The 18,863-nt window shown below is 45.9% G+C and carries 18 protein-coding genes and 1 other annotated feature; of the genes, 7 read left to right on the top strand and 11 right to left on the bottom strand.

Annotated elements, in window-relative coordinates:
• Positions 1 to 164: 164 nt before the first annotated feature.
• From trpA to Q1A70_RS14765, 7 genes are all read right to left on the bottom strand, one after another.
• Positions 165 to 971, bottom strand: coding sequence for a tryptophan synthase subunit alpha (gene trpA / locus Q1A70_RS14795; protein ID WP_299693004.1), 807 nt, complete (start codon positions 969 to 971; stop codon positions 165 to 167).
• Positions 971 to 2,161 carry a tryptophan synthase subunit beta gene (gene trpB / locus Q1A70_RS14790; RefSeq protein ID WP_299693006.1) on the bottom strand — a complete coding sequence of 397 codons (1,191 nt, stop codon included), beginning with the start codon at positions 2,159 to 2,161 and terminating at the stop codon, positions 971 to 973. The genes trpA and trpB overlap by 1 nt, the downstream gene beginning before the upstream one ends.
• 137 nt (positions 2,162 to 2,298) lie before the next feature.
• On the bottom strand, positions 2,299 to 3,738 hold the full coding sequence (gene trpCF / locus Q1A70_RS14785; protein ID WP_299693009.1) for a bifunctional indole-3-glycerol-phosphate synthase TrpC/phosphoribosylanthranilate isomerase TrpF: 1,440 nt from the start codon (positions 3,736 to 3,738) through the stop codon (positions 2,299 to 2,301).
• A 25-nt stretch (positions 3,739 to 3,763) separates the two neighbouring features.
• Positions 3,764 to 4,759, bottom strand: a complete 996-nt coding sequence (gene trpD, locus Q1A70_RS14780; RefSeq protein WP_299693012.1) for an anthranilate phosphoribosyltransferase — start codon at positions 4,757 to 4,759, stop codon at positions 3,764 to 3,766.
• 9 nt (positions 4,760 to 4,768) lie between these two features.
• Positions 4,769 to 5,395, bottom strand: coding sequence for an aminodeoxychorismate/anthranilate synthase component II (locus Q1A70_RS14775; protein WP_299693015.1), 627 nt, complete (start codon positions 5,393 to 5,395; stop codon positions 4,769 to 4,771).
• A gap of 2 nt (positions 5,396 to 5,397) precedes the next feature.
• Complete coding sequence (locus tag Q1A70_RS14770; RefSeq protein WP_299693018.1) at positions 5,398 to 6,987, bottom strand: anthranilate synthase component 1; 1,590 nt, start codon at positions 6,985 to 6,987, stop codon at positions 5,398 to 5,400.
• A 126-nt stretch (positions 6,988 to 7,113) separates the two neighbouring features.
• Positions 7,114 to 7,226 (bottom strand) — a sequence feature (Trp leader region).
• Positions 7,173 to 7,298, bottom strand: coding sequence for a Trp operon leader peptide (locus Q1A70_RS14765; RefSeq protein WP_299693021.1), 126 nt, complete (start codon positions 7,296 to 7,298; stop codon positions 7,173 to 7,175). It overlaps the preceding feature by 54 nt.
• 120 nt (positions 7,299 to 7,418) lie before the next feature.
• On the opposite strand from Q1A70_RS14765, the gene Q1A70_RS14760 reads away from it, so the two are divergent.
• The 3 genes from Q1A70_RS14760 (at position 7,419) to rluB (ending at position 10,152) form a co-directional block, all read left to right on the top strand.
• Positions 7,419 to 8,273 carry a PHP domain-containing protein gene (locus tag Q1A70_RS14760; RefSeq protein ID WP_299693024.1) on the top strand — a complete coding sequence of 285 codons (855 nt, stop codon included), beginning with the start codon at positions 7,419 to 7,421 and terminating at the stop codon, positions 8,271 to 8,273.
• A 66-nt stretch (positions 8,274 to 8,339) separates the two neighbouring features.
• Positions 8,340 to 8,960, top strand: a complete 621-nt coding sequence (locus tag Q1A70_RS14755) for an L-threonylcarbamoyladenylate synthase (protein WP_299693027.1) — start codon at positions 8,340 to 8,342, stop codon at positions 8,958 to 8,960.
• A 160-nt stretch (positions 8,961 to 9,120) separates the two neighbouring features.
• A complete protein-coding gene (rluB, locus tag Q1A70_RS14750; RefSeq protein WP_299693030.1) occupies positions 9,121 to 10,152 on the top strand; it encodes a 23S rRNA pseudouridine(2605) synthase RluB in 1,032 nt (343 codons plus the stop codon).
• Positions 10,153 to 10,361: 209 nt separating this feature from the next.
• On the opposite strand, the gene Q1A70_RS14745 is transcribed toward rluB, so the two are convergent.
• The 3 genes from Q1A70_RS14745 to yeiP form a co-directional block, all read right to left on the bottom strand.
• Complete coding sequence (locus tag Q1A70_RS14745; protein WP_017061495.1) at positions 10,362 to 10,844, bottom strand: RNA methyltransferase; 483 nt, start codon at positions 10,842 to 10,844, stop codon at positions 10,362 to 10,364.
• A 148-nt stretch (positions 10,845 to 10,992) separates the two neighbouring features.
• Positions 10,993 to 11,322: an HI1450 family dsDNA-mimic protein gene (locus tag Q1A70_RS14740; protein ID WP_299693040.1), complete on the bottom strand. Its 330-nt coding sequence runs from the start codon at positions 11,320 to 11,322 to the stop codon at positions 10,993 to 10,995.
• A 10-nt stretch (positions 11,323 to 11,332) separates the two neighbouring features.
• A complete protein-coding gene (gene yeiP / locus Q1A70_RS14735; RefSeq protein ID WP_299693043.1) occupies positions 11,333 to 11,902 on the bottom strand; it encodes an elongation factor P-like protein YeiP in 570 nt (189 codons plus the stop codon).
• Between the two features lie 137 nt (positions 11,903 to 12,039).
• Here yeiP and Q1A70_RS14730 point away from each other — a divergent pair, with 137 nt between their 5' ends.
• Complete coding sequence (locus tag Q1A70_RS14730) at positions 12,040 to 12,807, top strand: nucleotidyltransferase domain-containing protein (RefSeq protein WP_299693046.1); 768 nt, start codon at positions 12,040 to 12,042, stop codon at positions 12,805 to 12,807.
• Positions 12,808 to 12,891: 84 nt separating this feature from the next.
• Here Q1A70_RS14730 and Q1A70_RS14725 read toward each other — a convergent pair whose 3' ends face one another.
• A complete protein-coding gene (locus Q1A70_RS14725) occupies positions 12,892 to 15,255 on the bottom strand; it encodes a DNA polymerase II (RefSeq protein WP_299693049.1) in 2,364 nt (787 codons plus the stop codon).
• A gap of 417 nt (positions 15,256 to 15,672) precedes the next feature.
• On the opposite strand from Q1A70_RS14725, the gene uvrY reads away from it, so the two are divergent.
• Genes uvrY through pgsA form a run of 3 tightly spaced genes read left to right on the top strand, consistent with a single transcriptional unit; the run spans position 15,673 to position 18,769 of the window.
• Positions 15,673 to 16,317: a UvrY/SirA/GacA family response regulator transcription factor gene (gene uvrY, locus Q1A70_RS14720; RefSeq protein WP_299693052.1), complete on the top strand. Its 645-nt coding sequence runs from the start codon at positions 15,673 to 15,675 to the stop codon at positions 16,315 to 16,317.
• A 15-nt stretch (positions 16,318 to 16,332) separates the two neighbouring features.
• Positions 16,333 to 18,165 (top strand): excinuclease ABC subunit UvrC, encoded by a 1,833-nt coding sequence (uvrC, locus tag Q1A70_RS14715; protein WP_299693055.1) that lies wholly within the window; start codon positions 16,333 to 16,335, stop codon positions 18,163 to 18,165.
• Positions 18,166 to 18,211: 46 nt separating this feature from the next.
• On the top strand, positions 18,212 to 18,769 hold the full coding sequence (gene pgsA, locus Q1A70_RS14710; protein WP_299693058.1) for a CDP-diacylglycerol--glycerol-3-phosphate 3-phosphatidyltransferase: 558 nt from the start codon (positions 18,212 to 18,214) through the stop codon (positions 18,767 to 18,769).
• Positions 18,770 to 18,863 lie beyond the last annotated feature (94 nt).

The following is an 18,863-nucleotide window of genomic DNA, read 5'->3' as shown; positions in this document are numbered from 1 at the left end:
ATCGCTGGCATTCATGTTGATGTGGCTACCGATGTATTGTTGAGCACGAAATGTACAGCAAAGATCAACACGCCCTAGTGCAAAAAAACTAAAGCACAAAAAAAACGAGAGCTGTGAGGCTCTCGGATTTTTACGTTTAGGCTTACTGTTTTTGTCGCTTTACTCTATTTCTGAGTCGCCGCTTTCATTGGCGTTACAAACTCAGCCAATGCTTTTAGCATTGCTTGTGGCTGCTCAACGTTGTTTTCAATGATTTTCACAACCGCTGAGCCAGAGATCGCACCGGCAGCGCCCGCTTCAATCGCTTCTTTTACTTGCTCTGGGGCTGAGATACCAAAACCAAGCAGTGCAGGTGGTGCATCGAATTGGTTTAAGCGTTCAAGCAGGGCAGCAACAGGCATGTTTGCCTTAGTTTCCGCACCTGTCACGCCAGAACGAGAAAGTAGGTATGTGTAGCCACCACCCAGTTCAGAAACCGACTGAAGCGTTGCATCGCTAGCGGTTGGCGGTGCGATAAAGATTGGGTGAACACCAAACTTTTTAGCTGCGGCAACAAACTCGCCGCTTTCATTGGTTGGTACGTCTGCAATCAGCACCGAGTCGATACCTGCGTTGGCACAGCGCTCGTAGAAGTTCTCGATACCACGTGCGTAAACCAAGTTTGCGTACATCAGTAGGCCGATGGGTAGTTCTGGGTACTTAGCACGTATCTTAGCGATAACCTCGAAACATACATCAGGTGTTGCCTTTGAATCCAATGCACGAATGTTCGCACCTTGGATAGTTGGGCCATCTGCCAGTGGGTCAGAGAATGGAATGCCAAGCTCTAGTGCATCAGCACCAGCTTCTACTAAGGTTTCCATGATCTTATATGATTGTTCAGGATTCGGATCGCCAACCGTTACGAATGGTACAAATGCGCCCTGATTCTTCTCAGCTAAGCGAGTAAAGAGTGTTTGATAGCGATCCATTATAGTGCTCCTTTCGCTTTAAGAATGTCATGTACTGAGAAAATGTCTTTATCACCACGGCCAGATAAGTTCACTACTAACAGTTGCTCTTTCTCTGGATCGGCGTGAGCCATTTTGATTGCGTGTGCCACAGCATGAGAGGACTCTAGTGCTGCGATAATCCCTTCGCTACGCGCGATAGTTTGGAAGGCTTCTAGCGCTTCGTCATCGGTTACGCTGTCATATTCAGCGCGGCCAATTGAATTTAGATGAGCATGCTGTGGGCCAACGGAAGGGAAGTCTAAGCCAGCCGATACAGAGTAAGACTCTTCAACTTGACCGTTCTCGTCTTGCATCAGTGGTGCTTTCATGCCAAAGAAGATACCTGTTTTACCGTGTTTAAGCGGTGCTCCGTGTTGGTCTGTATCAATGCCTTTACCCGCAGGCTCGACACCGATCAGGCGCACGCCTTCTTCTTCGATAAAGTCAGCGAACATACCGATAGCGTTTGAACCACCACCCACACAAGCGATAACCGCGTCAGGAAGGCGTCCTTCACGAGCAAGAATTTGATTCTTGGTTTCTTCACCAATCATACGTTGGAAATCACGTACGATGGTAGGGAATGGGTGAGGACCCGCTGCAGTACCCAATAGGTAGTGCGCATCTTCATAAGTTGCAGACCAGTCACGTAGCGCTTCGTTACACGCATCTTTCAACGTTGATGAGCCTGAATGCACCGGGATTACTTCTGCGCCCATTAGCTCCATGCGGAATACGTTCGGGCTTTGACGCTCAACGTCTTTTGCACCCATGTAAACACGGCACTTAAGACCCAGTAGAGCACAAGCTAGAGCGGTTGCAACACCGTGTTGGCCAGCACCAGTTTCAGCGATGATTTCCTGCTTACCCATGCGTTTTGCTAGCAATGCTTGACCAAGTACTTGGTTGGTCTTGTGCGCGCCGCCGTGAAGTAGATCTTCACGCTTTAGGTACAGTTTCGTTTTTGTGCCTTTGGTTAGGTTGCGTGCTAGCGTTAGTGCAGTTGGACGACCTGCGTATTCTTGCAGCAGTGTCATGAATTCACTGCGGAATTCAGGGTCTGCTTGTGCATCGATAAACGCTTGTTCCAGTTGATCTAATGCAGGCACTAGAATTTGTGGTACGTATTGACCACCGTATTCACCGAAGTAGGCATCGAGTTTAGCCATTGTGTTATTCCTTCAATTTGCTTGATGTGTCTCACAGCAAGTCATTTAATCTTGATTGAGTTTCGCGAGGGCAAAGCTCACAAATAGTATTTAGAATCGGCTTTCAAGGCGCTAGATTCAAGGTTGTAGCGGCTAAACTAATAGTCACGAATTGCCGCGAATGCGCGTTGCAGTTTGTCCGAATCTTTTTTACCCGGAGCGGATTCAACGCCAGAGTTTAGATCTAACCCTAAACAGCCCAACTTAGCCGCTTGGTTAGCATTTTCTGGGTTTAGACCACCTGCTAACATAATTACGTTTTGGTTATTGATTAGGCTCCAGTCAAACACTTGACCGGTTCCACCAGTCTGTGTGCCTACTTTAGTATCGAGTAGGTGACGAGTCACGTTGCTTTCCAGTAATTCTGGTAGCGCACTTTCAGCACCGCAAGCAACACCGTACGCTTTCCAAATCTCAACGCTTTCTGGTAGTGACTGTTTTAGTTCATCAACAAACGCTTGAGATTCCTCTCCATGCAACTGAACAGCGACCAAACCGAGCTCAGAAACCGTGTTAGCCACATCTGCCACGCTATGGTTTTGGAACACACCCACGTAGTTCAGCGGTGCTCCGCTCATAGTCAAACGAGCCGCTTCTATATCAACGTGACGTTTAGAGGCTTCAACAAAAATCAAACCACCAAATACCGCACCAGCTTGATACGCTTTTGCTGCATCATCAGGGTGGGTTAGGCCACACACCTTGTTTTCACCAAGCGTCACTTTACGAACGGCAAGCTCGAGGTTGTCTTCCGCCATCAAAGAGCTACCAATTAAGAAACCATCGGCAAACGTTGAAAGATCACGTACTTGTTGGTGCGTGTAGATACCTGACTCTGAAATAACGACTGCGTTCGGAGCCAGTTCGCGAATCAGCGGAGCCAACTCTTTGGTACGATTCAAATCAGTCGAAAGGTCACGTAGGTTACGGTTATTAATACCGATAACCTTAGCGTTTAGAGCCACAGCACGGTGAAGTTCTTCTTCGTTGCTGACTTCAGTAAGCACACCCATGTTGAATGAGTGAGCAACCTCAGCAAGCGCTTTGTACTCTTCATCATCCAATACCGATAGCATCAACAAGATAGCATCAGCTGAATAGTGACGAGCTAGGTAAACCTGGTAGGTATCCACCATGAAGTCTTTACACAGGATTGGCTGCTTAGCAATGCTGCGAACCTTAGGTAAAAACTCAAAGTCACCTTGGAAGTATTTCTCGTCGGTCAGTACTGAAATCGCGTTAGCGTGATTGTTGTAAACCGATGCAATGTAGTCCAAGTCGAACTCGTCACGGATCAAACCTTTTGACGGAGAGGCTTTCTTACATTCAGTGATGAAAACCGTCTGTTCGCCGCTCAGGGCATCATAAAAGCTGCGGTCTGTTGCGGTTAGCTCTGCTTTAAACTCTTCCAACGGTTGAGTTTGCTTACGCGCTTCAACCCATTGGTATTTATCACGAACGATTTTTGCTAATACTTCCGCCATTTCAGCTTCTTTAACTGAAACGTGGGTCGACAGTTTATCGGTAGTCTGTGTCATGTTCTTTGTCTCAATTCGTCGTTCGTTAGGCGTGCGCAGCAAGCTTTTGTACAAGCTCGTATGCTTTGCCAGAGTTCATCGCATCAATGGCTTGCTGTGCGTTGGCTTTTAGGTCTTCGTGACCAAATAGACGCATCAGCAAAGCAACGTTCACGGCTACTGCGCCAACTTGGGCTTCAGTGCCTTTACCCGTAAGGATATCTGTTGTGATGGCTTTGTTTTCTTCTGGCTCGCCGCCCTTAATAGCTTCAAGAGGGTGAGTGTACAAACCAAAGTCTGCCGGTGTCACTGTGTATTCGTGAATTGCGCCATCTTTGATTTCAGCAACGATCGTTTCGCCGTGAATTGCAACTTCATCAAGTCCGCTACCGTGAACAACCGCCGCGCGCTTCATGCCCATTTGCAGCATGGTTTCTGCGATAGGGCGTACAAGCTCTTTGCTGTAAACACCCATTAGCTCGATATTAGGGCGAGCAGGGTTAATCAGTGGGCCAAGGATGTTGAAGATAGTACGTGTTTTCATTGTTTGACGAACAGGCATCGCGTGACGCACGCCACCGTGATATTGCGGAGCAAATAGGAACGCTACGCCAAGCTCATCGACAGCCGCACGCGTGTCTTCCGCGGTCATCGCTAGGTTTATGCCAAACGAATCCAGTAGATCAGAAGAGCCTGATTTGCTCGATACACTGCGGTTACCGTGCTTCGCGACTTTTAGGCCACAAGCGGCTGCAACGAATGCTGAAGTCGTCGAAATGTTAATGGTGTTATGACCGTCGCCACCTGTACCTACGATGTCTGCAAAATCGTAATCAGGGCGTGGGAACGGGTTTGCATTGGCAAGCAGTGCTTTTGCCGCGCCCGCAATTTCGTCTGGCGTCTCGCCTTTGATTTTCAATGCAGTTAGTGCAGAAGCCATCAGGATTGGGTCTAGGTCGCCCTTGATGATGACATCAAATAATTGTTGGCTTTCTTCTTGAGTAAGAGACTGCTGTTCGTAAAGTTTATTAATCTGTTCCATGATTTCGTCCTAGTTAGTCTTTTTATCAAGAGTGGCTTTCTTCTCAAGGCAGAGAGGCTTCTCAAGAGCCCATTCGATCGCGTTCGCTAGAAGCGTTGCACCGTAGGTCGTCATAATTGATTCAGGGTGGAATTGGAATCCACACACCTTGTCTTGTTCTTGAACCACAGACATCACCAAATCATCAACTTCAGCTGTCACTGTTAGGCTATCAGATACATGCGTTGCTACTAAAGAGTGGTAGCGGGCAATAGCCAGTGGAGAAGGTAAGCCTTGGTAGGTTGCATGGTTTTGGTGTTCCATCATCGACACCTTACCATGAATGATTTCGCCTGCGCCTGCAACGGTACCGCCATAAGCTTCAACGATAGCTTGGTGGCCTAAACAAATACCAATCATTGGCACTTTGCCTTTTAGCAGCCGAATCAGCTCAGGCATACAGCCCGCGTCAGCCGGTGCGCCAGGGCCCGGTGAAAGTAGGGCAACAGGGTTGTCTAATTCGTTAATCGCCGCTTCAACGACCTTTGCAGAGATGTTGTTACGGTAAATTTTTACGTTGTGACCCAATGAGCGGAACTGGTCGACAAGGTTGTAAGTGAACGAGTCGAAGTTATCGATGAATACAATATCAGCCATGATTACGACTCCTTCTTGTTAGAAATGGTTTTAGTATGTGCCGCTTGAATCGCTGAGATAACCGCTTGTGCTTTGCCGCGTGTTTCATCCGCTTCTGCTTGTGGGTCTGAATCGAATACCACACCAGCGCCAGCTTGCACTTGTGCCACACCATCTTCAACGTAAGCAGAGCGAATCACGATACAGGTATCTAACGTGCCTTCACCTGTTAGGTAACCTACCGCACCGCCATAGCTACCACGACGCGTTTTTTCTACGTCACGGATAAGCTGCATTGCGCGAATTTTTGGTGCGCCCGTGAGCGTACCCATGTTCATGCTCGCTTGGTAAGCGTGCAGTGCATCTAAGTCTTCACGTAGTTGACCAACGACACGCGAGACTAAATGCATCACATGGCTGTAGCGATCAACTTTCAGTAAATCTGCTACGTGGCGAGTCCCTGCTTGAGCAATACGCGCGACATCATTACGTGCTAGGTCAACCAGCATCATGTGTTCTGCGTTTTCTTTTTTGTCGGTACGAAGTTCAAGCTCAATACGGCTGTCTAAATCGAAGTCGATTTGACCGTCAGGGCGCTTACCACGACGGCGAGTTCCCGCAATTGGGTAGATCTCAATTTGATTGGTTTCGGTTTCGTATTTGAGCGCACTTTCTGGAGAAGCACCAAACAAAGTAAACAGCTCATCTTGCATGTAGAACATGTAAGGGCTTGGGTTGCTTTGTTTCAGTTCTTTGTAAGCCGCCAATGGAGCAGGGCAAGGCAGTGCAAAGCTGCGTGACGGCACCACTTGGAATACATCGCCTTTCACGACGTACTCTTTTAAGTCACGAACCGTTTGACAGAAGTCTTCATCTGATACGCTTGGTACCGCTTCAACGTTGTCGAGAGGGGTCACTTCAGTGATCAATTTTAGTGACTGACATTGAGTTTTAATATCGCTTAGACGTGCCGTTAATTGTGCTTTAATGATTTCGTCTGGTGTAAACAAGCTTGCCTGAAGCACGCCTACGCCTTCTTGGTGCTCAAAACGCAACAGTGTTTCCGCCACGTAGAAAACAAAGTCAGGACAGTTGTTGGTTGCTTCTGCATCACCTAGCGGTTCAAAGTTCGCCACGATATCGTAAGCGAATAGACCCGCCATGAATAACTCGTGTTTGTTGCTCGGATCGAGATCAAAGCTATGTTGCACCAAGCGCAGAGCATCGAAAGAAGAGGCTTCTCTTAGGCGTGAGTCTTCGTCTAATTCGTTGCTTGGCTCTACAAACGTCAGCGTTAATAGGTTGTCTATTAGATCAGATTCAATCTCTGATTTAACATTTTGAGCTAAGTGTTCGATCAGCGCTTGGCCATTTGGGGTCAAGGCTTGGAAGGTGACTTCATGTCCACGACATACGATACGTACAGCAGAGTCGATAAGGAGTAGACTTGTCAGGTTCTGTTTCGATTCAACCTCGGCAGATTCCAACAACAAGCTGTCTGTTTTGTTTTCACAAAGCGTATGAAAAACACGGGTTGGATCTTGTGAGTAAGGAACAGAAGAATTGATGACTTCAATGGTTCCCAGTTTTTTGATTTCAATGGCCTTGTTCACAAGACCTCCTTTAGGATTCTTTAAATTTGCTGCCGTACATAGTCGCATAAAGATACCGTTCACCCAATCTAGAATATGGTCGATTCGTTGATTTGTTAGTCAGTTGAATGTGAGATGTTCGACAAATTAAAAAAGCCCGCTATAAATGCAGGCTTAGTGATAACTTTTATAAACATATTGTTTAATTAGAAGTATACATTAGCCCACCAAGAACGTGTCCAAGTGCGCCACCAATTAAGCTCAGAACTTACTTCTACTGCAGAAAGCTCTAAAACTTTATCTTTATGGTATTGGTTAAACTCTTGTAACATGGTGAACCTATCTAATGAGATACTTCGTATTTGTGTACTAGTTAACTAGTTTTGCGCTTGCAGGTCAAGTGTGTTGATACAAATATAATGATAAAAATTGAAAATAATGAAAAAGAATATATGAGAATTGATCTACATAGTCATACAACAGCTTCAGATGGTCGACTGACACCCACTGAACTGATTGACCGAGCGCTAGGCTTTAACATCGAAGCGTTAGCGATTACAGATCATGATACGACGGATGGGCTTGCTGAAGCGCGCAGCTACATTGCTGATAACCACCTTCCTATTCAGCTGATCAACGGCATCGAGATTTCGACTGTTTGGCAAAACAAAGATATCCATATTGTTGGGTTAAACGTTGATCCTGAGTCACCAGAACTCAAAGCGCTCATTGAGCAACAGAAGCAACACCGCATTGGGCGTGCACAAATGATTGCTCAGCGCCTTGAGAAAGCGACCCGAGAAGGGGTGCTCGAAGAGGTGAGGTTGATTGCGGGTGATGCGCCTATCACTCGCGCCCACTTTGCTAAGTGGTTGGTAGATAATGGCTACGCGAAAACCATGCAGCAGGTGTTTAAAAAGTTCCTGACTCGTAATAACCCGGGTTATGTGCCACCAACCTGGTGCTCGATGAGTGATGCTGTCACGGCTATTCATGCCGCTGGTGGTCAAGCCGTGTTAGCGCACCCTGGGCGATATGGCCTTACAGCCAAGTGGGTTAAGCGCTTGTTAGCCGCATTTGTTGAAGCGAAAGGGGATGCGATGGAAGTCGCTCAACCTCAGCAAGCTCAACAAGAAAGACGCACTCTTGCGGATTATGCGATACAATACAAACTATTAGCTTCCCAAGGCAGCGATTTCCATTATCCATCTCCGTGGATGGAACTTGGACGTAATCTCTGGCTACCTTCTGGGGTAGAAGAAGTATGGAAAGATTGGGAGTTTCAACCGGTTTCACCATCTGAGTAGTCTTTAGGTGAGTGAACCAGCTCCTTCTGATGATAGAGTCGAGAGATTCGATAACGAGGATCAATAATGAGCCAGTTTTTTTATGTACACCCAGATAACCCACAAGCGCGTTTAATCAGCCAAGCCGTTGCTATTATCCGCAATGGTGGCGTTGTGGTTTATCCGACCGATTCCGGCTATGCGCTGGGTTGTCAGCTTGAAAACAAGCAAGCCCTTGAGCGTATATGTCGAATTCGTAGAATCGACGATAAGCATAACTTCACCTTGTTATGCCGTGACCTTTCTGAATTGTCACTATATGCACGAGTAGACAACGTCGCTTTTCGTTTGCTTAAGGCGCATACGCCGGGTGCTTATACGTTTATTTTCAAAGCAACCAAAGAAGTGCCAAAGCGTTTAATGAATGCCAAGCGTAAAACCATAGGTATTCGCGTCCCTGACAACAAGATTGCACTCGAACTGTTGGAAGCGATGGGTGAGCCATTAATGTCAACGTCGTTGATCTTGCCCGGAAATGAGACAACAGAATCAGATCCAGAAGAGATTCGAGACAGTCTTGAGCATGCGGTTGATGTTATCTTAAATGGTGGTTATTTAGGTGAGCAACCGACGACGGTTATTGATTTCAGTGACGATGAGGCGGTTGTTTTACGTCGTGGCGCTGGTCATACCACACCGTTTGAATGATAGCGTTACTGATTCACAATCTGTAACGATACCGCAAATCTGCCCCAATAAATAACAAGTGCTTTTTAGCGGGTTCTTTGCGATAATACGCGACCGCGATTTGGTCGCGAAAAAATTCATTCGACGTCTGTGAAGACGACAATTAGGTAGAAAAGAGTAAATGAGCGAAAAATTACAGAAGGTTTTAGCGCGAGCTGGTCACGGTTCTCGTCGTGAACTAGAAGGTTTAATTAAATCTGGCCGTGTCAGTGTTAACGGGCAAGTTGCGAAACTGGGCGAGCGTCTTGAAGACGAGAACTCAGTGATCCGTATCGATGGCCATACTGTTTCAGGCAAAGCTTCAGAAGAAGTTGTTTGTCGTGTACTTGCTTACTACAAACCTGAAGGTGAGCTTTGTACTCGTCACGATCCTGAAGGCCGCCGTACTGTTTTCGATCGTCTACCTAAGATCCGTGGTTCTCGTTGGATTTCAGTGGGTCGTCTTGATGCAAACACATCAGGTCTTTTGCTTTTCACTACAGATGGTGAGCTTGCAAACCGTCTAATGCACCCAAGCCGTCAGGTTGAACGTGAGTACCTAGTACGTGTATTCGGTGAAGTGACTGAACAGAAAGTTAAAAACGTTACTCGTGGCGTACAACTAGAAGACGGCATGGCTCGTTTTGAAGATGTGGTTTACGCGGGCGGTGAAGGTATGAACCATACTTTCTACGTCGCGATTAACGAAGGTCGTAACCGTGAGGTTCGTCGTCTTTGGGAGTCACAAGAAACAACGGTAAGCCGCCTGAAGCGTGTACGTTACGGTGATATCTACCTTGATAAGAAACTGCCTCGTGGCGGTTGGAAAGAGCTCGATCTGCAAGAAGTGAACTACTTGCGTGAGCTTGTTGAGCTTAAGCCTGAGAAAGACACACTGCTGGATCTTGATCCTTCAAACACTTCTCGTAAGCGTGAGCGTTCTCGTAGCCAAAAAATTCGTCGCGCTGTTAAGCGTCACGAAGAGCGTGCAAACGCTCCAAAAGGTCGCAGCAACCAAACTAAGCGTAAGAAGCCTGCAACTCGTGGTACGACAACGCCTGATTCAGGTCGCAGTGCACCAGCAGCAAAAGGAAAGCCTCAGGCTAACAAAAGCAAGCCAAAGATGAACAATGGTCGTCCGGCTAAACCAGCTAAGCCAAGAACACGTCAGTAATTGCGTAAGTTCTTAATCTAACGATTTATTAGTTTAAAGCGCTGAATACTAAAAAACCTGCTCATTGAGCAGGTTTTTTTTACATCTGAAGAAATAGAAGGTGCGGGGGCGATTAACCGAGTATCGAAAACATGCTGCATAAATGACAGTAAGAGAGCTTTTCGCATCTCTTATCTCGTGTACGCGCATCTATAATCTGCTCGTATCTTCTACTTATGATTCGAGAAGTTATCGCCTTTCGCCAGTCGATCGTAAAGCACAACATTCACTGATGCCGCTAGATTCATACAGCCGTTGGTTGGAACGTAGATGGTTTCACGACAGAAGTCAGTGATCTCTTTTTTCAGAGTCCCATCTTCTGGGCCAAAAATGTAAAACGCGCGTGGTGGGTGCTTGTAATCAGGTAGAGGCTTAGCACCTTCAATCAGATCAACAGCAACCGGCACGCAGCCTACTGGAATAATATCTTTCAGCTCTTCAACACCAATTAAAGGCAGGGCTAGGTGCTTTTCTTTGGTGTCGGTATGGAATTTTCGCGCATGGTCGTAGCGTGTGCCAGTGTAAAACACAGAGTTGGCGCCGTAGCAGCCAGCCGCTCGCATTACAGAGCCTACGTTTTCAGGCGTCTTTGGGTTAACTAGGCCAATGCAGGCATAGCCTTTTGATTGTGTGTCTGTTTTTGCTTTGGTCATAATCAGTGAATCTAAAGTTGATGATGAAAGTGAGTAATCATGATGGGGAAATAGCGTGATAAAAATAGCCGAGCAATCGGCTCGGCTAACTTTTAACTCGCTTACATGAATACTTGTTTACTCATGCAGATAAGCGTCGACAGCGGTATTAGTCGCGTTTCCACAGCATGTGACAGAACTTATGTTCTGGGTCGCGGCTGATCAGCATACGAGCAAATACGTCATCTAAGACATCATCAGCTTCATTGACTAAGCCAATGCGTACTTCTGCATAGATCTCTTTGTCGACGTCAAAGCCAACATGTTCAACCCAGTCATCACCCGTTTCAACAAGTTCGGCAGCGCCGCGATCTTCAAACTGAGCCGTAAACAAAATCACGTCTGCAGGTTCAAGATTATCAGGTGCCATTTCAAGGAAGATGTCATAAGCCGTGTCAATTGCGTCGTCGTAAGACATCAGGTTGTTAGCTTCGGTCATAATAAGTATCTTAGCTTGCGCGGTTCATGTATTTGCGTTCAGCGGTGTTCACTACAACTTTGTCGCCTGTTGCGATGTACTCTGGAACTTGAACAGAAAGGCCAGTAGACAGACGAGCTGGCTTAGTACGAGCAGACGCTGACGCACCTTTGATTGAAGGGTCCGTTTCTTCGATAACAAGCTCAACGGAAGTTGGTAGCTCAAGTGTTGCTGCGTTACCATCGATAAGAATTGCGTACAGGCCTTGAGTCTCTTCGTTGATGAACAGCAGTTCGTCTTCGATCATGTCACCGTTGAAGATGAATTGTGTGTAATCTTCGTTATCCATGAAGATGTACTCGTTGCCATCAACGTAAGAGAACATAACAGCACGTTTTGTTACGTCGATAGTTTCAACCAGTTCGTCAGCTTTGTGGCGAACTTCTGTCTTCACTCCTGTTGCAACATCGTTACCACGGAAACGGTAGATCTTCTGACCGCCACGGCCGCCCGGTGTTGTAATTTCGATATCTTTAACGAGTACGGTTTTACCAGCAATGTCGATCGCAAAACCTTTTTTAATTTCACTTGCTCTTGGCATTTTGTTTTTGTCCTTAGTGGGTCTATCTAGTGATTATATCGCGGAGAGAGTATAAATAGGAATAGCTTGAATCATAAAGTCACCTAGGCGATCATGGAGTCATAGTTAAATCATTACTTTATTTACCGAATCCCTTTATGCAGCTTCCTGTTATTGACTCAACGCAGCCCTTTCAACCTGAATTTCAACCTGTGGTTAACGAACTGATTACCTTCCTAAAGGGAGGGCTAGGCGCTAATCTGCACAGTGTCTATATATATGGTAGCGTGGCACGCAAGCAAGCCGTCACTGGTCGCTCGAATCTCGATGTGGTTGTGGTTACGCATCAGCCGTTTCCTGAGCAGCGAACCACGTTACTCAATACCATCAAATGGCGATTCCAAAAAAGCTTCCCACAGGTCACTCAAGTAGCGATTAAAACCACCTTAGTGAGCGAGATAGTCGATTTCGACAACATCTTCACCTGGGGTTTTATGCTTAAGCATTTGGCCGTGTGTGTGCATGGTGAAGACTTATCGGATTGCTATGGTGATTTTGAAACGAGTTGGGAAATTGCCAAGCATTGGAATATGGATGCGGAAAACTGGTTAGCGGTGTATCGCAACAAGATTGCCCGAGCAACAACACCAGAACAACAAGTGGCTGCGCAAGTGATCATTGCCAAGAAGCTGCTAAGAGCGAGCTACTCTTTGGTGATGTACCGCGATAAGTATTGGTTTGATGATCCTGTCGAATGTGGCCAACAGTTCTTAAAGTATCATCCAGATAGAGAAGTCGAAATCCAACGATTGGGCATCTTACTTTCTGGAAGAGCGATTCCGAAACGTTCGGTTATTGGCATTTTGGATGGCTTTGGTGAGTGGCTGGTTAAGCAGTACCAGAAAACAGAGTTTCGAATCGGATAGAGCTTCGTAATCTATCGATATAAAAAAGCAGAGCGAATTGAATATTCCTCTGCTTTTTTGTTTTGGTGAAACCTCGAAAGAACCTCAGAATAGACCTAACTGCTGCCCGCTGACTCTCTCAAAATCTAAACCGATGAAGGGCAAAATAGCCTCTGCGACCGGTTTAATCTGTTTGTCGATGTAATGTTGATAATCGATACCGCTCTTTAAATACTCTTTCGGCTCAGGGCCACTCAGAGTAATCAGATATTCAATACGCCCTTTGTTCTGGTATTGAAGCGGACGACCAAGCTGAGCGTTGATCTCATCGGCTAATCTTGCGGCTCGAACTTGTGGCGGAATGTTCTTCTGGTATTCATGCAGTTTACGACGCAGACGCTTCTGATATACCAATAAATCATCATGTTTGCCAGCAGCGGTTTCTTCAACAAACTGTCTGACATAGTCCGTCGGATCTTGGTCGTGAAATACCATTTCATACAAGGCTTGTTGGAATTGTTGTGCGAGCGGTGTCCAATCGGTGCGAGCACTTTCCAGTCCTTTAAAGATGATCTTCTCTTGGTCACCTTGAACGATCAAACCTGCATAACGTTTCTTGGAGCCGGTTTCAGAGCCTCTAATGGTCGGCATGAGAAACTTGCGGTAATGAGTTTCGTATTCCAACTCGAGTATCGACGTTAGGTTGTGGGTTTCTTGCAAGTGATTTGTCCACCAATCGTTGATGTAAGCGACCAGACTATTACCTATCTCATCGGCTTGATCTTGCTCAAAACTTCCATTCAGAGACACGAAGGTTGAATCGGTATCGCCGTAAATCACTTGATAGCCTTTATCTTCGATAAGAACCTTAGTCTGCTTCATGATCTCATGCCCACGCATGGTGATCGAGGATGCTAAGCGGGTATCGAAGAAACGACAACCAGACGAACCTAACACACCATAGAATGAGTTCATGATGATCTTAATCGCTTGAGAGAACGCCTTCTCGTTATTTTTTTTTGCAATGTCACGTGCCGCCCATAGGTTTTCAATCATCTCGGGCAAAAAGTGTTTTGAACGGTGAAATTGACCACCTCGAAAGCCTGCCACTGCTTGGTTTTCAGCGGGGCCAATTTCCAGCTTTAAGCCTTCAATCAGCCCCATAGGATCAATGAGGAATGAACGAATGATTGAGGGGTACAGGCTCTTAAAATCCAGCACGAGTACAGAGTCGTAAAGATCAGGAATCGAATCCATCACATAACCGCCGGGGCTCGCGAGCCAGTTCTCAGGCTCTAAATTAGGGGCAACGTAACCCGCTCTGTGTATCTGGGGTAAATACAAGTTAGTGAAAGCCGCTACAGAGCCGCCGACGCGGTCAAGCTCGACGCCTGTTAATCGTGAACGTTCAATGGCAAAGTCGAGCAGGTGAGTGTGTTCAAAGATGCGATTGACGAGCACACAGTCCTGCAGGTTGTACTTGGCGAGCGAAGGCTTATCGAACTTAAACATTCGGTTGATCTCATCCATGCGGTCGTGAACGTTATGAATGTCTTTGCCTTCACCAAGCAGTTGCTGTGATACCGACTCAAGAGACCAAGAGCGGAAGTGGTAGGTCGCTGTCTTGAGCATATCAATGCCATCTAACACCACGCGCCCTGGAATGGTGATAAAGCCTTGCTGATTTTGAGCTGAACTGCGGAAGAAGCTCGGTTGATTGTCTCTACCGATGTTGAGCTTCATTTCGTACCATTCAGCACGTTTATGCAGTAGCCTAAAGTCAAAGTCGATGACGTTCCAACCAATGATGATGTCAGGATCAAATTCAGAGAACCAAGCTATCATTGCGTCGAGTAGCGCTTTTTCGTTGGCCACCCATTGGATGTTGGTGTCGGCTTGCTGTGGCTCACCGACCATGATCACTCGGCTGTCCATCGGGCTGTCTAGGCCGATGGAGTAAAGCCTCCCTTTTTCTGAACATTCAATATCTAATGAGACGGTAGTTAAGCTTGGTAAGTAATCGCCTGCTCGACACTTCGCATTTGAGATTCTGCGGTGATGTTTTCTTTGTGTGACGGTTCCCGTGAACTCAATACTGCCTTTGATGAAGCGTTCCATTAAGAATCGGTCGGCGAGTCGGATATCGCTTTCAAAGGTTTGTATATCTTGGTTGTGAAAGGCTTGTGCTATACCAAAGCTACTTCTCGACAAAGCGGTATAACATGCAGCGAGGGGAGTCTGCTCGAAGGTGGCGAGGTCTAGGGGCTTAAATTGGCAATCGATAGACTCTTTCTTGGCGATAGCCTGGCAGGTTTTAACATCAGATTGAGCAACAAAAAATACCGGCTTTTCATTTTGAATCGTCAGCAGAGTCGGGCCTTGAGGGGTGCTTAACCACAAGTCGATTTGTGTGCGCGCTGAAAAGTCTCTTGCTTGTCTTGTGAGTACAAAGCCTTGCTGAATATCCAATGTAGTAACCTATTGAAATGGAGAACGGGATACTATCATTTAGCGCCCTAATACGCATAATGGCAGTTAAAAATAGTGTCACTATTGTAGTGAATAGAGCTAAATTTAGGCACTTAAGCAGCAAAAAAGTGACATTGTAGTGAATGAAGATTCAATGGTATTGAAAATGTCATGGTGTTGTGTAATTTTATTGAGTGTTATCTTAACTGGTTGATTTTTACATAAAGCTTGTTGTTTTGGTTGGTTTATTAATAAATAAGTACTTGCTAAAGTTGGTGTTTCAGCACATATTCAACAGAGCTTTTTTTAGTAATTAAGTTAAGATGTACTTAATGCTGCGATCCACTGTTCCATTGTTTCAAACATATGAATATGTTCGGTGATTGCAGAGCCAATTAATAGTGTGGAGATACAAGTTTGATAAATGTTTTCCTTGTAGATGATCACGAGCTGGTTCGCACAGGGATACGACGTATTATTGAAGACGTCCGTGGAATGAACGTAGCAGGGGAAGCTGAAAGCGGTGAAGATGCAGTAAAGTGGTGTCGTGCTAACAATGCTGATGTCATTTTGATGGATATGAATATGCCCGGTATTGGTGGCTTAGAAGCAACCAAGAAAATCTTGCGTTTCAATCCAGATATTAAAATCATTGTTTTAACCGTTCATACGGAAAATCCGTTTCCAACGAAAGTGATGCAAGCTGGAGCGGCTGGTTACCTGACTAAAGGGGCTGGCCCTGATGAAATGGTCAATGCAATTCGTGTGGTCAACAGTGGCCAACGATACATTTCACCAGAAATTGCGCAGCAGATGGCTTTGAGTCAATTCTCGCCTGCGTCTGAAAATCCATTCGCAGACTTATCTGAGCGTGAACTTCAAATCATGATGATGATCACTAAAGGTCAGAAGGTGACGGATATTTCAGAACAACTCAATCTAAGTCCTAAAACAGTGAATAGTTACCGCTACCGTTTGTTCAGCAAATTGGATATCGGTGGTGATGTAGAGCTAACCCATTTAGCGATTAGACATGGAATGTTAGATACTGAGACCCTTTAACGCTGAGATCGCATAGTGACCAACTTATTTGACTCAGTCTCATTCCTCAAGACAGTAACAGAGCAGCCCGGCGTTTATCGAATGTATAACGCCGAGGCTGTCGTTATTTACGTCGGTAAAGCTAAGAACCTTAAAAAACGCCTTTCCAGCTATTTCCGTAAAAAAGTCGACAGTGAAAAAACTCGCGCTTTGGTGAGTAACATTGCCAAAATCGATGTCACTGTGACACACACGGAAACAGAAGCTCTAATCCTTGAGCACAACTACATCAAGCAGTATTTGCCTAAATACAACGTACTTCTGCGTGATGATAAGTCGTATCCCTATATTTTTATTAGCGGTCATAAGCATCCTCGTTTGTCGATGCATCGTGGTGCTAAAAAGAAAAAGGGCGAATATTTTGGTCCTTATCCTGATTCCGGCGCTGTGCGTGAGACGCTGCACCTAATCCAAAAGATTTTCCCTGCCCGTCAGTGTGAAGATACCGTTTATGCTAACAGAACACGTCCGTGTTTAATGTATCAGATTGGTCGTTGCGCTGCGCCCTGCGTGAGTTCGGTTATCTCTGATGAAGAATACCGTGAGCTTATCGATTACGTTCGCTTGTTCCTGCAAGGGAAAGACAAGCTAGTCCTTGAAACTCTTATCGACAAAATGGATAAGGCAAGTCGAGAGCTCCGCTTTGAGCAGGCGGCCGCTTTTCGTGATCAGATCCAAGCGATTAGACGAGTGCAAGAGCAACAGTACGTCTCAGATGATTCAATGGAAGATATGGACGTGTTGGGCTTTGCTCAAGAGAATGGCGTGGCTTGCATTCATATCTTGATGATTCGTCAAGGCAAGGTTTTAGGCAGTAGAAGCCATTTCCCTAAAATTCCCAACAATACGGTACGAGAAGAGGTCTTTTCGAGCTTTTTAAGTCAATACTATCTTGCGCATAATGAAGCGAGAACCATTCCAACTCGTCTGATCCTCAATGCTGATTTGATGGAAGATGTTACACCAATTCAACAGGCTTTGTGTGAAGTTGCGGGCCGAAAGATCCACTTCAATACCAATCCTTCTGGTACTCGCGGTCGTTATCTTAAATTGTCGAATACCAATGCTTTGACGGCTATTACCACCAAGATTAATCATAAGATGACGATTAATCAGCGCTTTAAAGAGCTGCAAGAGGTGCTGTCGATGGATGCTATCAGGCGCATGGAGTGTTTTGATATCAGTCATACCATGGGTGAAAGCACCATTGCGTCTTGTGTAGTGTTTAATCAAGAAGGCCCGGTTAAACCAGAGTACCGTCGTTACAACATCACAGGCATTACTGGTGGTGATGATTACGCAGCAATGGCTCAGGCACTTGAGAGACGTTATTCGAAGCAGCTCGATGTCGACAAGATCCCAGACATCATCTTTATCGATGGTGGTAAAGGTCAGCTAAACCGTGCTCATGAGATCATTTCTCAATATTGGGGAGATTGGCCGTTTAGACCAAGAATGATGGGTATTGCGAAAGGGGTAACGCGTAAACCGGGTTTAGAAACCTTGGTAACCCTTGAAGGTGAAGAGTTTAATTTACCTAGCGATGCGCCAGCGCTGCACCTTATCCAACACATTCGTGATGAAAGCCATAATCATGCGATTGCGGGGCACAGGGCAAAACGTGGTAAAACGCGCAGAACCAGTGCTTTGGAAGGAATTGAAGGGGTAGGGCCTAAACGTCGTCAAGCTTTGCTGAAATATATGGGTGGCTTACAAGAACTTAAGCGTGCAACTGTTGAAGAAATAACCAAAGTGCCGGGCATTAGTCATTCTTTGGCAGAAAACATTTATCAAGCATTGAAACAATAGTGAAAATCCCGCACCATTAACGCGCAATTAATAAGAGCCTAATAATATGCGTTTGAATATACCTAATATTTTGTCCTTACTGAGACTGTTTTTGATCCCAGTATTCGTTGTTGTTTTTTACCTACCTTATCAATGGGCTCCTTTTGCTGCTGCAATGGTGTTTTGGGTAGCAGGTTTTACTGACTGGCTAGATGGTATGTTGGCTCGTAAGTTAGGGCAAACGTCTCGCTTCGGCGCATTTATTGACCCGGTCGCTGACAAAGTGCTGGTTGCGACGGCTCTTATTCTGATTACAGAGCATTACCACTCTGTGTGGGTGACTATCCCAGCGGTGACCATGATCGGCCGTGAGATTATTATTTCAGCGCTTCGTGAATGGATGGCGGAAATCGGCAAGCGTGCTAGCGTTGCTGTATCTTGGGTTGGCAAGGTTAAAACGGTTTCTCAGATGTTCGCGTTGTGGATGCTTATTTGGCGCCATGATGATTGGATGATTTGGGTCGGTTATATTGCACTCTATGTTGCAACGATTCTTACGTACTGGTCGATGGCGCAATACCTAATGGCCGCTAAAGACGATTTGTTAGACGAAAAACATCATTGATGAAAAAGCGAGCTGAGGCTCTAATGCCGTTCACTTAAGGTGAGCGGCATTGTTTTTTCTAGGATATCGGCTTGGCTTTTTCTTCACGACTCTA

The sequence above is a fragment of the uncultured Vibrio sp. genome (genome assembly GCF_947488985.1).
In the GTDB taxonomy this organism is placed as follows: Bacteria; Pseudomonadota; Gammaproteobacteria; order Enterobacterales; family Vibrionaceae; genus Vibrio.
This window is presented reverse-complemented; position numbering and strand designations above follow the sequence as displayed.

Coding starts and splice junctions, on each gene's coding strand:
- trpCF (WP_299693009.1), bottom strand. CDS start 3,738: ATGACACAGACTACCGATAAACTGTCGACCCACGTTTCAGTTAAAGAA.
- trpD (WP_299693012.1), bottom strand. CDS start 4,759: ATGGAACAGATTAATAAACTTTACGAACAGCAGTCTCTTACTCAAGAA.
- Q1A70_RS14775 (WP_299693015.1), bottom strand. CDS start 5,395: ATGGCTGATATTGTATTCATCGATAACTTCGACTCGTTCACTTACAAC.
- yeiP (WP_299693043.1), bottom strand. CDS start 11,902: ATGCCAAGAGCAAGTGAAATTAAAAAAGGTTTTGCGATCGACATTGCT.
- Q1A70_RS14740 (WP_299693040.1), bottom strand. CDS start 11,322: ATGACCGAAGCTAACAACCTGATGTCTTACGACGACGCAATTGACACG.
- trpB (WP_299693006.1), bottom strand. CDS start 2,161: ATGGCTAAACTCGATGCCTACTTCGGTGAATACGGTGGTCAATACGTA.
- Q1A70_RS14745 (WP_017061495.1), bottom strand. CDS start 10,844: ATGACCAAAGCAAAAACAGACACACAATCAAAAGGCTATGCCTGCATT.
- Q1A70_RS14760 (WP_299693024.1), top strand. CDS start 7,419: ATGAGAATTGATCTACATAGTCATACAACAGCTTCAGATGGTCGACTG.
- pgsA (WP_299693058.1), top strand. CDS start 18,212: ATGCGTTTGAATATACCTAATATTTTGTCCTTACTGAGACTGTTTTTG.
- trpA (WP_299693004.1), bottom strand. CDS start 971: ATGGATCGCTATCAAACACTCTTTACTCGCTTAGCTGAGAAGAATCAG.
- Q1A70_RS14755 (WP_299693027.1), top strand. CDS start 8,340: ATGAGCCAGTTTTTTTATGTACACCCAGATAACCCACAAGCGCGTTTA.
- rluB (WP_299693030.1), top strand. CDS start 9,121: ATGAGCGAAAAATTACAGAAGGTTTTAGCGCGAGCTGGTCACGGTTCT.
- Q1A70_RS14765 (WP_299693021.1), bottom strand. CDS start 7,298: ATGTTACAAGAGTTTAACCAATACCATAAAGATAAAGTTTTAGAGCTT.
- Q1A70_RS14730 (WP_299693046.1), top strand. CDS start 12,040: ATGCAGCTTCCTGTTATTGACTCAACGCAGCCCTTTCAACCTGAATTT.